Raw genomic sequence first — 14,264 nt, forward strand, 5'->3', positions numbered from 1 at the left:
TTGGGGCATGGATGTCGACACCCGCCTGCTGCGCAGCTTCGCCGCGGTCTGCGAGGAGGGGCAGCTGACCGCTGCCGCGGCCCGGCTGTTCGTCTCCCAGCCGACGCTCACCAAGCAGATCCGCCAGCTGGAATCGCTGCTCGGGGTCGAGCTGTTCGAGCGGTCGCGGCGCGGCATGGCGCCCACCCCGGCCGGGCGGGCGCTGGCGGACTACGCCGGGGCGATGCTGGCCGGCTGGGAGGACGCGCTGCGGGCCACCCGGGCGGCCGCCGCCGAGCAGGGCTCGGTGCTGCGGGTGGGGTTCGAGGGCGGCATCATCAACCTGATGACCCGCAGCACCGTCGCCGACTTCGCCCGGCGGATGCCCGGCTGGCAGGTGGAGCTGCGGCAGAACAACTGGTTCGACCCGACCTCGGGCCTGGCCACCGGCGAGATCGACCTGACGCTCTGGCACGGCCCGGCGTGGCTGGTCGAGCACTACAACGTCGCCGTGCTCGGCGAGGAGGCGCGGGTCGTGGCGCTGCCGGCCGGGCACCGGCTGGCGGACCGGGCCGAGCTGTCCGTCGAGGACCTGCTGGACGAGCCGTTCGTGGCGATACCGCACGAGGCCGGGCACTGGCGCGAGTACTGGCTGGCGGGCCGGGAGCGGGGCGGGCGTCCGGTGCGGATCGGCGCGGTGGCGCACAACACCGACGAGTGGCTGGCCGCGGTGGTGTGCGGTCAGGGCGTCGGCTTCGCACCGGAGACGATGAGCCGGCTGGCCGTACGGGATGACGTCGCGTACCGGCCGGTGCGGGGGCTCAGCCCGAGCCGGGTCGGGCTGTACTGGCCGAAGGACCGCGAACTCACGCCGGCGATGGCCGCGTTCGTGCGCAGCTGCCGGGTCACGGTCCCCTTCGGCCGGCTGGGAAGGTCGGGTGGGACGGAGCCCCTGGTGGAAACGTCGGGTGAAAACGGAGCCCCGGGTGGGAACACGATCGGTGGAACCGATCTGACGGTCTACACCGCCACGAAGGCCTCGGGGTAGCGGCAGAGCCCGCGCGGAGCGCCGTCGTACGCGGGCAGCGGCAGCGCCTGGAAGTAGGCGTCCGGCACCTCGAACGGCCCGCTGATCTCGTGCCGTCCGGCCGCGCTGAAGCCGAACCGCCCGTAGTACTCCGGGTCGCCGAGGACGACCACGAGCTTCTCCCCTGCCTTCTCGGCCGCCGACAGCGCGGCCCGGACGACGAGTTCGCCGACGCCCTTGCGCTGCCACTCCGGCGCGACGGCGACCGGCGCGAGCGCGAGGCCCGCGCCGTCCTCGCCGACCCGCAGCCGGGTCAGCAGCGCGTGCCCGATCACCAGCCCGGCCTCGTCGACCGCGACCAGCGACAGCCCGGGCAGCCAGGCCGGATCGCGGCGCAGCGCGTCGACCAGGTCCGCCTCGTCCGGGCCGGGGAACGCGGCCATGTGGACGCGTCTGGTCGCCGGGACGTCATCCGGACACTCGACTCTTGTGATCACCTGCATGAGTCAACCCTCCTTGTGTCACACGTCATTGTGGACCGGCCCCGGACGGTGGGTGGACCGTCCGGGGCCGTTGAAGGTTAGCGGATCCGGTGTCAGGCGTCGGACTTCGCGGCGTCCTCGCGCAACTTCGGCTTGGCGTCCACGCCGGCCTCCCGGCGCTGGGCCGGGGTGATCGGGGTCGGGGCGCCGGTCAGCGGGTCACCGCCGGTGGACGTCTTCGGGAAGGCGATGACGTCGCGGATGGTGTCGTACCCGCCGAGCAGGGTGACGATGCGGTCGAGGCCGAAGGCGACGCCACCGTGCGGCGGCGGGCCGTAGTTGAAGGCGTCCAGCAGGAAGCCGAACTGCGAGGCCGCCTCCTCCTCGGAGAGGCCGATCGCGTCGAACGCCCGCTTCTGCACGTCGCGCTGGTGGATACGGATCGAACCGCCGCCCAGCTCCGAGCCGTTGAGGACCAGGTCGTAGGCGTTGGACAGCGCCGAGCCCGGGTCGGTGTCGAAGGTGGCGAGCGACTCGGCGGTCGGGGCGGTGAACGGGTGGTGCACCGCGTGCCAGCCCTGGAACTCGCCCTTGTCGTCCTCGATCGGCTCGAACATCGGGAAGTCGACGACCCAGAGGAAGGCCCACTGCGACGCGTCGATCAGCTCGCAGCGGCGGCCGATCTCCAGACGGGCGGCGCCCAGCAGCTCCTGCGAGGGGCGCTGCTTGCCGGCCGCGAAGAAGATCGCGTCGCCGTTCTTGGCGCCCGCGGCGGCGGCCAGGCCGGCCAGGTGCTCCTCGGACAGGTTCTTGGCGACCGGGCCGCGCAGCTCGCCGGTCTCGGCGTCGATGACGACGTAGGCCAGGCCGCGGGCGCCGCGCGCCTTGGCCCAGTCCTGCCAGGCGTCGAGCGCCTTGCGGGGCTGCGAGGCGCCGCCGGGCATCACCACGGCGCCGACGTACGGGGCCTGGAAGACGCGGAACGCGGTGCCCTTGAAGTACTCGGTGAGGTCGGTGAGTTCCTGTCCGAAGCGGACGTCCGGCTTGTCGGAGCCGTAGCGGGCCATGGCGTCCGCGTAGGTCATCCGGGGCAGCGGGTTGGGGAGCTCGTAGCCGTGCACCTCGCGCCAGATCGAGCCGACGATCTTCTCGCCGAGGGCCAGGATGTCCTCCTGGTCGACGAACGAGGCCTCGATGTCGAGCTGGGTGAACTCCGGCTGCCGGTCGGCGCGGAAGTCCTCGTCGCGGAAGCAGCGGGCGATCTGGTAGTAGCGCTCCATGCCGGCCACCATCAGCAGCTGCTTGAACAGCTGGGGCGACTGCGGCAGCGCGTACCAGTGGCCGGGCTGCAGGCGGACCGGGACGAGGAAGTCGCGGGCGCCCTCGGGGGTGGAGCGGGTGAGGTACGGCGTCTCGATGTCGAGGTAGTCGTTCTCCTCCATCACCCGGCGGATGATGTTGCTCACCTTGGAGCGCAGCCGCAGGCCCTTGGCCGGGCCCTCACGGCGCAGGTCCAGGTAGCGGTAGCGCAGCCGGACCTCCTCGTTGACCGTGCCCGGCTCGTACTCGGCGACCGGGAAGGGCAGCGGGGCGGCCTCGGAGAGGACCTCGATCTCGCTGACGACGACCTCGACCGCGCCGGTCGGGATGTCCGGGTTCTCGTTGCCGTCGGGGCGCACCCGGACGTCGCCGACGACCTTGACGCAGTACTCGGCGCGAAGGCCGTGCACCGAGTCGAGGTCGCGGACCACGATCTGCACGGTGCCGGAGGCGTCGCGCAGATCGATGAAGGCGACACCGCCGTGGTCGCGGCGGCGGGCGACCCAGCCGGCCAGGGTGACGGTGGTGCCTGCGTGCTCCGGGCGGAGCGTGCCCGCGTCGTGCGTGCGGATCACAGCTGCTTCTCCTTCAGGGTGGTGACGAGTGCGTCGAGGGCGACGGGGTTCTGCTCGCCGGTGGTCAGGTCCTTGAGCTGGACGACGCCGTCGGCGAGGTCCCGGTCCCCGGCCACGAGGGCGAAGCGGGCGCCGGACCGGTCGGCGGACTTCATGGCGTTCTTGATGCTCTTGACGCCGAAGGCGAGGTCGGTGGCGACGCCGGCCCGGCGCAGCTCGACCACCTTGGCGAACAGGACGTTCTTGGCCTCCTCGCCGAGCGCGACGGCGTACACGGAGGTCGCGGCGGGCAGGTCGAGGACGATGCCCTCGGCCTCCATCGCCAGGAAGGTGCGGTCCACGCCGAGGGCCCAGCCGACGGACGGCAGCGCCGGGCCGCCGATCATCTCGGACAGGCCGTCGTAGCGGCCGCCGCCGCCGATCGCGGACTGGGCGCCGAGGCCGTTGTGCACGAACTCGAAGGTGGTGCGGGTGTAGTAGTCCAGGCCGCGGACCAGCTTCGGGTCGTCGACGAAGGCCACGCCGTTCGCGGTGAGCAGCTCGCGGACCTTCTCGTCGTACGCCTTGCACTCCTCGCACAGGTAGTCGCGCAGCTTGGGCGCGTCGACCAGCTGGGCCTGCACCGACTCGCGCTTGTCGTCCAGGACGCGCAGCGGGTTGATGTCGGCGCGGCGGCGGGTGTCCTCGTCCAGGTCCAGGCCGGCGAGGAACTCGACCAGGGCGGCGCGGTAGACCGGGCGGCACTGCTTGTCGCCGAGGCTGTTGAGCAGCAGCGAGTAGTCGCGCACGCCCAGCGAGCGGAAGGCGTCGTCGGCGAGGATGATCAGCTCGGCGTCCAGGGCCGGGTCCTCGGCCCCGATCGCCTCGGCGCCGACCTGGGAGAACTGGCGGTAGCGGCCCTTCTGGGCGCGCTCGTAGCGGTAGTACGAGCCGGAGTACCAGAGCTTGACCGGCAGGTTGCCCTGCTTGTGCAGGTTGGCCTGGAGGGCGGCGCGCAGCACCGAGGCGGTGCCCTCCGGGCGCAGCGCGAGCTCGTCGCCGCCGCGGGTGGTGAGGTTGTACATCTCCTTGCTGACGATGTCGGTGGACTCGCCGACGCCGCGGGAGAAGAGCTTCACGTCCTCGAAGACCGGGGTCTCGACGTAGCCGTAGCCGGCCCGGCGGGCGGGCGCGGCGATGCGCTCGCGGATCGCCAGGAAGGTCGCGGAGCTGGGGGGCAGCAGGTCGTAGGTGCCCTTGGGGGCGGTGAAGGTGCTCAACTTCTCTTCCGTCACATTCCTCGTCGCGGGAAAGCCTGGGCGCCGGCCGCCCCTGCTGCCTGTCGGAGGTAGGGGTTGGTGGCGCGCTCGTGGCCGATGGTGGTCTGTCCGCCGTGGCCGGAGAGGACCACGGTGGTGTCGTCGAGGGGCAGGCACACCCGGGCCAGCGACCGCATGATCGCCTCGCTGTCCCCGCCCGGGAGGTCGGTACGCCCGATGGAGCCGGCGAACAGCAGGTCGCCCGAGAACAGCACCGGGGGGAGGTCCTCGGCACCGGGCGTCCGGAAGGTCACCGACCCCCCGGTATGGCCCGGGGCGTGGTCCACGGTGAGCTGCAGGCCGGCGAGCTCCAGCACGGCGCCGTCGGTGAGCTCGCGCACGTCGTCGGGCTCGCCGACGGTGAGCTCGCCCATCAGCTGGGTGCCCAGGGCGCGGCCGAGGGCCTTCTCCGGGTCGGACATCATGTACCGGTCCTCGGGGTGGATCCAGGCCGGGACGCCGCGGGCGCCGCAGACCGGGACCACCGAGGCCACGTGGTCGATGTGGCCGTGCGTGAGCACCACGGCGACGGGCTTGAGCCCGTGCTCGCGGACCATCTCCTCGACACCGCGCGCCGCCTGGTGGCCGGGATCGACGATGACGCACTCCTCGCCCGCCGCCGGGGCGACCAGGTAGCAGTTGGTGCCCCAGGCTCCAGCGGGGAATCCGGCGATGAACACGCGCGTCCTTCGTGATGCGGTCGGCAGTGGCGGCTACGGTCGCGGCTGCCGGGTCGGATGCAGCCACCAGTCATGCAGCAAACCAGTGAGGTAAAGGCAGCCTACCGGCGGTGCGGGTGCGGTTGCGAACCAGATAGGGGTGGCGCGCGCGGTTCGCACTGACAGGTTCACCGCGTTCTTACAGGCCCGGTCCCTACACTTGGCCGCCGATGGATGCGATGATCCGCTTCGGTACCCATCCACTTTCCCAGCACATCCGTAGGAGACACGGCCGGTGGTCAGCAGCGAACAGCGGCGGCGGCAGCTCGCCCGAGAGAAGTACGAGCGCCAGATGGAGCGGCGGGTCGCCGCGCGGTCCGCGCGCAGGCGCCGCAACACGATCCTGGGCTCCGCGCTCGCCGTCGTGGTGCTGGCCGGCGGCGGTGCGCTGGTCGGCACCGGGGCGTTCAGCTCGGACAAGGACAAGTCGGCTTCGGCCGCCTCCTCCGCCAAGGCCGCGCCGAGCCAGAGCGCCGAGCCGACCACCCCGACCCGCAAGCCGGTCGAGGGCTGCGCCGAGCCGGCGCCGGGCGCGCCGAACGGCAAGCAGTGGCAGGCCGAGCCGGCGATGGCGGTCGACGCGGGCGGCTCGTACACCGCGACGCTGGACACCAACTGCGGCAAGGTGACGCTCGCGCTCGACGCGGCCAAGGCCCCGCACACGGTGAACTCCTTCGTCTTCCTGGCCGGGGAGAAGTACTTCGACCACACCAAGTGCCACCGCCTCACCACCGACGGCATCTTCGTGCTCCAGTGCGGCGACCCGACCGCCAGCGCGACCGTCCCGGGCGGCACCGGCGGCCCCGGGTACAAGTTCGCGGACGAGAACCTGACCGGCGCGACCTACCCGGCGGGCACCGTGGCGATGGCCAACTCCGGCCCGGGCACGAACGGGAGCCAGTTCTTCCTGGTCTACAAGGACACCCAGCTGCCCCCGAACTACACCCCCTTCGGCAAGATCACCGGGGGCCTGGACGCGGTGCAGAAGATCGCCGCCGCGGGCACCCTGGAGGGCGCCCCGGACGGCCACCCGATGGCCGACGTCACCTTCAACTCGGTGACCACGGCAAAGAGTTGACATTTCCCGGGGCCGCCCACAAGGGGCGCCCGAAGCGCCTCGGCGCGGCCCCGGCCCGAAATCGCCCGGCCCGGATGCGGACAGCACCGGGGCCGGTCGCCTATGTTGGCGTTGTATCAGGGTGCCCGTACCCGCCTGGCCGTCACCCTCGGCAGCAAGTCACGGCGGACGGGGACGGCGGACTCATCGGTCCGCCGCACATCAACTGTGGACGACGGACGCGCGCCGCCCCGGCGCGGGCGCGACGTCATGTGGAGGACGCGCTATGAGCAGCGACCCGTGGGGCCGTGTCGACGAGCAGGGCACGGTCTACGTCAGGACGGCCGACGGCGAACGCGTCGTGGGTTCCTGGCAGGCCGGCTCGCCCGAGGAGGCCCTCGCCTACTTCGAGCGCAAGTACCAGGGCATCGAGGTGGAGATCGGCCTGCTGGAGAAGCGGGTGCGCACCACCGACCTGGCCGCCAAGGACGCCCAGGCCGCGCTGGACCACCTGCGCGCCCAGGTGACCGAGGGGCACGCGGTCGGCGACCTGGCCGCCCTGGCCAAGCGGCTGGACACGCTCGCCGGCGAGATCGAGAGCCGGCGCGAGGAGCGCAAGGCCGCTCGCGCCAAGGCCCAGGACGAGACCCGCACCGCCAAGGAGGCGCTGGTCTCCGAGGCCGAGCAGCTCGCCGAGTCCACCCAGTGGCGGGAGGCCGGGGACCGGCTGCGCGCCCTGGTGGACACCTGGAAGGGCCTGCCCCGGCTGGACCGCAAGAGCGACGACGAGCTGTGGCACCGCTTCTCGCACGCCCGCTCGGTCTTCTCCAAGCACCGCAAGGCGCACTTCGCGACCCTGGACGCCGAGCGCGAGCAGGCCCGGCAGACCAAGGAGGCGCTGGTCGCCGAGGCCGAGGCGCTGTCCTCGTCCACCGAGTGGGGCGACACCGCGGCCGCCTACCGCGACCTGATGGCGCGCTGGAAGTCCGCCGGCCGGGCCCAGCGGGACATCGAGGACGAGCTGTGGGCGCGCTTCCGCGGCGCGCAGGACGTCTTCTTCCAGGCCCGTTCCGCGGTGTTCAGCGAGCGGGACGCCGAGCAGGTGGCCAACCAGAAGCTCAAGGAGGCGCTGGCCGTCGAGGCCGAGGCGATCCTGCCGATCACCGACCTGAAGGCCGCCAAGGCGGCGCTGCGCGAGGTCAACGAGCGCTGGGAGGCGATCGGGCACGTGCCGCGCGACGCCCGTCCGAAGCTGGACGGCCGGCTGAACACGGTCGAGCGGGCCATCCGCGAGGCCGAGGACTCCGAGTGGAAGCGCTCCAACCCGGAGGCCAAGGCGCGCGCCGCCGGCATGGTCGGCCTGTTCGAGGCGAAGGCCGACAAGATCCGGACGGATCTGGACAAGGCCCGCGCCGCCGGGAACGCCGGCCGGATCGCCAAGCTGGAGAACGAGCTGGCCGGCGTGCAGACCCTGCTGGAGCAGGCGCACCGGAGCCAGGAGGAGTTCAGCGGCTGATCCGCCGAACGCACGAGAGAGGGCCCCGGGATCTCCCGGGGCCCTCTCTCGTGCTCTCGTGCTCGGGGCGCTACTTGCGGGCCGAGGTGACGCGGTAGACGTCGTAGACGCCCTCGACGCCGCGCACGGCCTTGAGCACGTGGCCGAGGTGCTTCGGGTCGCCCATCTCGAAGGTGAAGCGGCTCATCGCGACCCGGTCGCGGGAGGTCTGCACCGCCGCCGACAGGATGTTGACGTGCTGGTCGGAGAGCACCCGGGTGACGTCCGAGAGCAGCCGGGAGCGGTCCAGCGCCTCGACCTGGATGGCCACCAGGAACACCGAGGACTGGGTGGCGGCCCACTCGACGTCGATCATCCGCTCGGGCTGCTGGCTCAGCGACTCGACGTTGACGCAGTCGGCGCGGTGCACCGAGACGCCGTTGCCGCGGGTCACGAAGCCGACGATCGGGTCGCCCGGCACCGGGGTGCAGCAGCGGGACAGCTTGACCCAGACGTCCTCGACGCCCTTGACGATCACGCCCGGGTCGCCCTTGGCCCGGCGGCGCACCGCCCGGCGGTTGTCGTGCGTCGGGGTCGCGGTCTCGGCGAGGTCCTCGGTGGCGCCCTCCTCGCCGCCGAGCGCCTGGACCAGCTTCTGCACGATGTTCTGCGCGGTGACGTGGCCCTCGCCGATCGCGGCGTAGAGCGAGGAGATGTCGGGGTAGCGCATCTCGTGGGCCAGGGTGACCAGCGAGTCGCCGGTCAGGATCCGCTGGATCGGCAGGCCCTGCTTGCGCATCGCCCGGACGATCGCCTCCTTGCCGTGCTCGATCGCCTCCTCGCGGCGCTCCTTGGAGAACCAGGCGCGGATCTTGTTGCGGGCGCGCGGCGACTTGACGAAGCCCAGCCAGTCCCGGGACGGGCCGGCGTTCTCCGCCTTGGAGGTGAACACCTCGACGGCGTCGCCGTTCTCCAGCGTCGACTCCAGCGGCACCAGCCGCCCGTTGACCCGGGCCCCTATCGTCCGGTAGCCCACCTCGGTGTGCACCGCGAAGGCGAAGTCGACCGGGGTCGCACCGGCCGGCAGGGCTATCACGTCGCCCTTGGGCGTGAAGACGAAGACCTCGTTGCTGGCCAGGTCGAAGCGCAGCGACTCCAGGAACTCGCTCGGGTCGGCGGTCTCCTTCTGCCAGTCCAGCAGCTGCCGCAGCCAGGCCATCTCGTTGACGGCGCCGGCCTTGTCGTCCTTGCGGACCTGGGTCGGGGTGTCGGTGCGGACCTTGGACGCGCCGGCCACCGCGCGCTGCTTGTACTTCCAGTGCGCGGCGATGCCGTACTCGGCCCGGCGGTGCATGTCGAAGGTGCGGATCTGGAGTTCGACGGGCTTGCCGCCGGGGCCGATCACCGTCGTGTGCAGCGACTGGTACATGTTGAACTTGGGCATCGCGATGTAGTCCTTGAACCGCCCCGGCACCGGGTTCCACCGCGCGTGGATGGTGCCCAGCGCCGCGTAGCAGTCGCGGACGGTGTCGACCAGGACCCGGATGCCCACCAGGTCGTAGATCTCGGCGAAGTCCCGGCCCCGGACGATCATCTTCTGGTAGACCGAGTAGTAGTGCTTCGGCCGACCGGTGACGGAGGCGGTGATCCGGGCGCCGCGCAGGTCCCCCTGGACCTGGTCGATGACGGTCGCCAGGTACTCGTCCCGCTTGGGGGCGCGCTCGGCGACCAGCCGGACGATCTCGTCGTACATCTTGGGGTAGAGGATCGCGAAGGCGAGGTCCTCCAGCTCCCACTTGATGGTGTTCATGCCCAGCCGGTGCGCCAGCGGGGCGTAGATCTCCAGCGTCTCGCGGGCCTTCTTCTCCTGCTTCTCCCGCTTGAGGTAGCGCATCGTGCGCATGTTGTGCAGGCGGTCGGCCAGCTTGATCACCAGGACCCGCGGGTCCTTGGCCATCGCGACGACCATCTTGCGGACGGTCTCGGCCTGCGCGGCCTCGCCGAACTTGACCCGGTCCAGCTTGGTGACGCCGTCCACCAGCAGCGCCACCGAGTCGCCGAAGTCCTTGCGCAGGGTCTCCAGGCCGTAGTCGGTGTCCTCGACGGTGTCGTGCAGCAGCCCGGCCATCAGGGTCGCGGCGTCCATCCCCAGCTCGGCCAGGATGGTGGCCACCGCCAGCGGGTGGGTGATGTACGGGTCGCCGCTCTTGCGCTTCTGCCCGCGGTGCCACTTCTCGGCGACGGCGTAGGCCCGCTCGATGTCCCGCAGCAGCGCCGGGTCGGCCTTCGGGTCGTTCGCCCGGATCGACCGGAACAGCGGCTCCAGCACGGGGTTGAGCACGCTGGAGCGCTGGCCGCCGAGGCGGGCCAGGCGGGCGCGCATGCCACCCGAGGAGGAGCCGCGCCCGGTGGGGGCGGTCGGTCGCGAGGAGGTCGGCGCCGGGCGTGCCGGGGTGGCCCCCGAGGGCGTGGGACGGTTGTCGGGGGCGGCCGCTTCGGCCGTGGGCACAACCTCGTCGGGCAAGGACTCTCCTCGGGGCACCGGGGCCGACCCCTGCCGCGGCCCGTACGGTCGGACGCAACCGGGAGGGGGTGAATCTTCATGGTACCGAGCCGGGCGCCCCGGCGTTCATCCACCCGGGCCGGAAACGGAAGGGCGGCGGTCGGATGATCCGACCGCCGCCCTTCACTCAGGTCCCTCAGACCGTGACCAGCGTCTCCAGCGGGGCGCCGTTCAGGTGCCCGGCCAGCCGTTCCCGGCCGTCCAGGAAGCCCAGCTCCATCAGCACCACGATGCCCACCAGCTCGGCGCCGGCCTCCTTCACCAGGTCCAGCGAGGCGCCGATGGTGCCACCGGTGGCCAGCACGTCGTCCACCACCAGCACCCGCTCACCGGGCGCGAAGGCGTCGCACTGCACCTCCAGCGTCGCCGAGCCGTACTCCAGCTCGTACGAGCGCCGGAACACCTCGCCGGGCAGCTTGCCCTGCTTGCGGATCGGCACGAAGCCGAGCCCGGCCGCGAAGGCCGCCGGAGCCGCCAGCACGAAGCCGCGCGCCTCCAGGCCCACCACCTTGGTCGCCCCGAGCTCCCGCGCCCGGTCCGCCAGCGTCCTGGTGAGGGCGCCGAAGGCCTCGGCGTCGGCCAGCAGCGGCGCGATGTCCTTGAACAGCACACCCGGCTTCGGGTAGTCCGGGACGTCCCGGATCCGGCTGTTCAACAGCTCGGCCAGTGCGGTGTCGGCGGTGGTCACGGCGTGTCCTTACGGTCGGGTCGGTTCAGCGCTTGGTGGACGGACGGCCCTTGGCACGCGTGGTGCCGGCCGCCCGGCCGCGCTGACCGACCATACCCGCAGGCAGGTCCTCGTCCGCGATCTCCTCGTCCGCCGGCACCTCGCCCGCGGCCTTGGCAGCGGCCGCGGCCCGGTGCTGCAGGACCCGCTTGCGCAGCGCCTTCATCTCCGGCTGCTCCTCCTTGAGCTGCGCCAGCAGCGGGGTGGCGACGCAGATCGACGAGTAGGCACCGGCCGCGAGGCCGATGAACAGCGCCAGCGAGATGTCGTTCAGCGTGCCGGCGCCCAGGAGGCCGCCACCGATGAACAGCAGCGCGGCGACCGGGAGCAGGGCGACCACGGTGGTGTTGAGCGAACGCACCAGGGTCTGGTTGAGGCCCGCGTTGGCCGCCTCGCTGTAGGTGAGCTTGTTCTGCTTGGTGAGGTCCTTGGTGTTCTCCTTCACGGTGTCGAAGACGACGACCGTGTCGTAGAGCGAGTACCCGAGGATGGTCAGGAAGCCGATCACCGTACCGGGGGTGACCTCGAAGCCCACCAGGGCGTACACGCCGATGGTGATCAGGAGGTCGTGGATGAGGGCGACCAGGGCCGCCACCGCCATCCGCCACTCGAAGGCGATCGCCAGGTAGACCGTCACCAGGACCATGAAGATGATCAGGCCGGTGAGCGCCTTCGAGGAGATCTGCTTGCCCCAGCTGGGGCCGATCACCTGGGCCTCGACGGTGTCCAGCGGCACGGCCAGCTTCTCGGAGAGCTGAGCGCGGATCTCGTCCGAGCTCTTCGGCTCCTCGGTGCTGACCTGGATGCGGATCTTGCCGTTGTCGGTCGACTGCACCAGCGGGTGCGAGGAGACGATCTGGTCGGACGTCTCCTGCGCCTGCGAGACGGTCAGCCCCGGCTTGGCCACGGTGTAGACCGAGCCGCCCTTGAACTCGATGCCCAGGTGCAGGCCCATCGACAGACCGATCGCCGCGATCAGCACGATCACGCCGGAGATGGAGTACCAGAGCTTACGGCGCCCGACGAAGTCGAAGCTGACCTCGCCCTGGTAGAGCCGGTGTCCCAGATTGGAGAAGCGTGACACGGTGTCAGGCCTCCTTCACGGCGGCAGAGGAGGGGCTACGGCGACGGCTGCTGCGCAGCGGCGGGCGGGCGCCCAGCCGCTTCGGGTCCAGGCCGGACCACGGGTGACCGTTGGCGAAGAACTTGCGCCGGGCCAGCAGCGTGATCACCGGCTTGGTGAAGAGGAAGATCACCACGACGTCCAGCGCGGTGGTCAGCCCCAGGGTGAACGCGAAGCCCTGGACCTTGCCGACCGAGACCACGTAGAGCACGGCGGCACAGAGGAAGGACACGAAGTCCGACACCAGGATGGTGCGCCGGGCGCGCGGCCAGGCCCGCTGGACCGCCGGGCGCAGCGGGGCGCCCTCGCGGACCTCGTCGCGGATGCGCTCGAAGTAGACGATGAAGGAGTCGGCGGTGATGCCGATCGCGACGATCGCACCGCAGACCGCGGGCAGGTTCAGCGCGAAGCCGATCCCGGCGCCGAGCAGGCTCATGATCGAGTAGGTCAGGGCCGCCGAGACGAGCAGACCGGCGATCGAGACCAGGCCGAGGCCGCGGTAGTACACCAGCGAGTAGAGCACCACCAGCAGCATGCCGATCGCGCCGGCGACCAGACCGGCCATGAGCTGGTCGCCGCCGAGCGCCGGGGAGACGGTGGTGATCTCGCCCTTGCTGAATTCCAGCGGCAGGGCGCCGTAGCCCAGCACGTTGGACAGGTCCTGCGCCTCGGCCTGGCTGAAGCGGCCGGTGATCACGGCGCTGCCGCCGGGAATCACGTTCTTGACCTCGGGGTGCGAGACGACCTGGTTGTCCAGCACGATCGCGAACTGGTTGTTCGGCGGGGCCTGGGTGGCGAGCTGGCCGGTGACCTTGGTGAAGGCGTCGGTGCCGGCGCCGTTGAACTGGAGCTGGACCTGCCAGCCGGCACCCGTCTGGTTGTCGAGGCCCGGCTGGGCCTTGGAGACGTCCGAGCCCTTCACGGCGACGGGGCCGAGGGCGAGCTTCTCGTAGTAGCCGTTCTCGGCCTTCTGCGAGCAGGCGACGACGGCCTTGTCCTCTGCGCCGGTCTGGGTCCCGCGGACCTCCGGCTTGGTGCAGTCGAGGGCGGTGAAGGCCGCAGCCAGCTCCGGCGGCACGGTGCCCTGGGTCATCGCGGCGCTGACGTCCGCGGCGCTGGGCGGGGTGGCGGGCGCGGACGGCGTGGTGGCGGCGCTCGGGGCGGTGCTCGCGCCCGTGGCGGCGGCGCTCGGGCTGGCGTCGGCGGCCAGCGCCTCACCGGCCGGGCGGCCCTGCTTGGTGCCGCTCGCGCTGGGCGTGCCGGTGGCGCTCGCGCCGGCCGAGGCGGTGGAGCCGGCGGACGGGGCCGCGCTCGGGGTGCCGGTGGCCGAGGGGGAGCCGGTGGGCGCCGGCGGCGTGAAGCCGCTGGGCGCCACCGCGAGGACCGGGCGGAAGAACAGCTTGGCGGTGGTACCCACCTGGTCCGCCGCGTTCTGCTGGTTGCCGCCCTTGGGGATGTTCACGATGATCGTGTTGTCGCCCTGGGTCTGCACCTCCGCCTCGGAGACACCCATGCCGTTGACGCGGCGCTCGATGATCCCGGTGGCGATGTCCATGTTGGACTTGCTGATCGCCTTGGGGTCGGTCGACTTCGCGGTCAGCGTGATACTGGTGCCACCGGCGAGGTCGATTCCGAGCCGGGGCTTGGTGTGGCCCGTCCCGAACATGAGGGCGACCAGTCCGACGGTGACGACCAGGATGAGGGCCAGCGCCCGCCCTGGGTAGCCGTCGCGCGGGCGCGACTTGGGTGTTGCCACCTTGCTCGTTTCTCCCTGTCCATGCCACTCCCCCAACCGGACCCCCGTCCGGCTTGTGGCGGGACGGGGGCATGGCGGTTCTGCGGCCCTGAGGTCCTGTGGGCTCGCGGCACTGGGCCGCGCGGCCGGGCTGGTGCCCGACC

General features: G+C 71.7%; 11 protein-coding genes. 3 read left to right on the forward strand and 8 right to left on the reverse strand.

From position 1 onward, the window contains the following. Window positions 1-7: 7 nt before the first annotated feature. Complete coding sequence (locus tag ACFWPT_RS31830) at window positions 8-1,027, forward strand: LysR family transcriptional regulator (RefSeq protein WP_380486010.1); 1,020 nt, start codon at window positions 8-10, stop codon at window positions 1,025-1,027. Here the strand turns inward: ACFWPT_RS31830 and ACFWPT_RS31835 are convergent. From ACFWPT_RS31835 to ACFWPT_RS31850, 4 genes are all read right to left on the reverse strand, one after another. Next, on the reverse strand, window positions 1,000-1,509 hold the full coding sequence (locus ACFWPT_RS31835) for a GNAT family N-acetyltransferase (protein WP_380377196.1): 510 nt from the start codon (window positions 1,507-1,509) through the stop codon (window positions 1,000-1,002). The genes ACFWPT_RS31830 and ACFWPT_RS31835 overlap by 28 nt on opposite strands. A 92-nt stretch (window positions 1,510-1,601) precedes the next feature. Then, complete coding sequence (gene aspS, locus ACFWPT_RS31840) at window positions 1,602-3,383, reverse strand: aspartate--tRNA ligase (protein ID WP_063346797.1); 1,782 nt, start codon at window positions 3,381-3,383, stop codon at window positions 1,602-1,604. Then, window positions 3,380-4,642 (reverse strand): histidine--tRNA ligase, encoded by a 1,263-nt coding sequence (gene hisS / locus ACFWPT_RS31845; protein WP_063346798.1) that lies wholly within the window; start codon window positions 4,640-4,642, stop codon window positions 3,380-3,382. The genes aspS and hisS overlap by 4 nt, the downstream gene beginning before the upstream one ends. Window positions 4,643-4,653: 11 nt before the next feature. Next, entirely contained in the window at window positions 4,654-5,361 is a 708-nt protein-coding gene (locus ACFWPT_RS31850) for an MBL fold metallo-hydrolase (RefSeq protein WP_063346799.1), read from the reverse strand. A 274-nt stretch (window positions 5,362-5,635) separates the two neighbouring features. Here ACFWPT_RS31850 and ACFWPT_RS31855 point away from each other — a divergent pair, with 274 nt between their 5' ends. Continuing rightward, window positions 5,636-6,478, forward strand: a complete 843-nt coding sequence (locus tag ACFWPT_RS31855; protein ID WP_380486012.1) for a peptidylprolyl isomerase — start codon at window positions 5,636-5,638, stop codon at window positions 6,476-6,478. A 265-nt stretch (window positions 6,479-6,743) separates the two neighbouring features. Further along, the gene (locus tag ACFWPT_RS31860; RefSeq protein ID WP_363372779.1) at window positions 6,744-7,973 is read left to right on the forward strand and encodes a DUF349 domain-containing protein; all 1,230 of its coding nucleotides are present in this window, start codon (window positions 6,744-6,746) and stop codon (window positions 7,971-7,973) included. A 70-nt stretch (window positions 7,974-8,043) separates the two neighbouring features. On the opposite strand, the gene ACFWPT_RS31865 is transcribed toward ACFWPT_RS31860, so the two are convergent. The 4 genes from ACFWPT_RS31865 to secD all read right to left on the reverse strand — a co-directional run bounded on the left by ACFWPT_RS31865 (window position 8,044) and on the right by secD (window position 14,121). After that, window positions 8,044-10,476 carry a RelA/SpoT family protein gene (locus ACFWPT_RS31865; protein ID WP_380377203.1) on the reverse strand — a complete coding sequence of 811 codons (2,433 nt, stop codon included), beginning with the start codon at window positions 10,474-10,476 and terminating at the stop codon, window positions 8,044-8,046. Window positions 10,477-10,651: 175 nt separating this feature from the next. Further along, a complete protein-coding gene (locus ACFWPT_RS31870) occupies window positions 10,652-11,203 on the reverse strand; it encodes an adenine phosphoribosyltransferase (protein WP_380486015.1) in 552 nt (183 codons plus the stop codon). Between the two features lie 25 nt (window positions 11,204-11,228). Beyond that, window positions 11,229-12,326: a protein translocase subunit SecF gene (gene secF / locus ACFWPT_RS31875; protein WP_380486017.1), complete on the reverse strand. Its 1,098-nt coding sequence runs from the start codon at window positions 12,324-12,326 to the stop codon at window positions 11,229-11,231. A gap of 4 nt (window positions 12,327-12,330) precedes the next feature. Further along, window positions 12,331-14,121, reverse strand: a complete 1,791-nt coding sequence (gene secD / locus ACFWPT_RS31880) for a protein translocase subunit SecD (protein WP_380377209.1) — start codon at window positions 14,119-14,121, stop codon at window positions 12,331-12,333. Between the last annotated feature and the right edge of the window lie 143 nt (window positions 14,122-14,264).

Origin of the sequence: Kitasatospora sp. NPDC058478, assembly GCF_042720345.1 — a bacterium.
Lineage (GTDB): Bacteria > Actinomycetota > Actinomycetes > Streptomycetales > Streptomycetaceae > Kitasatospora.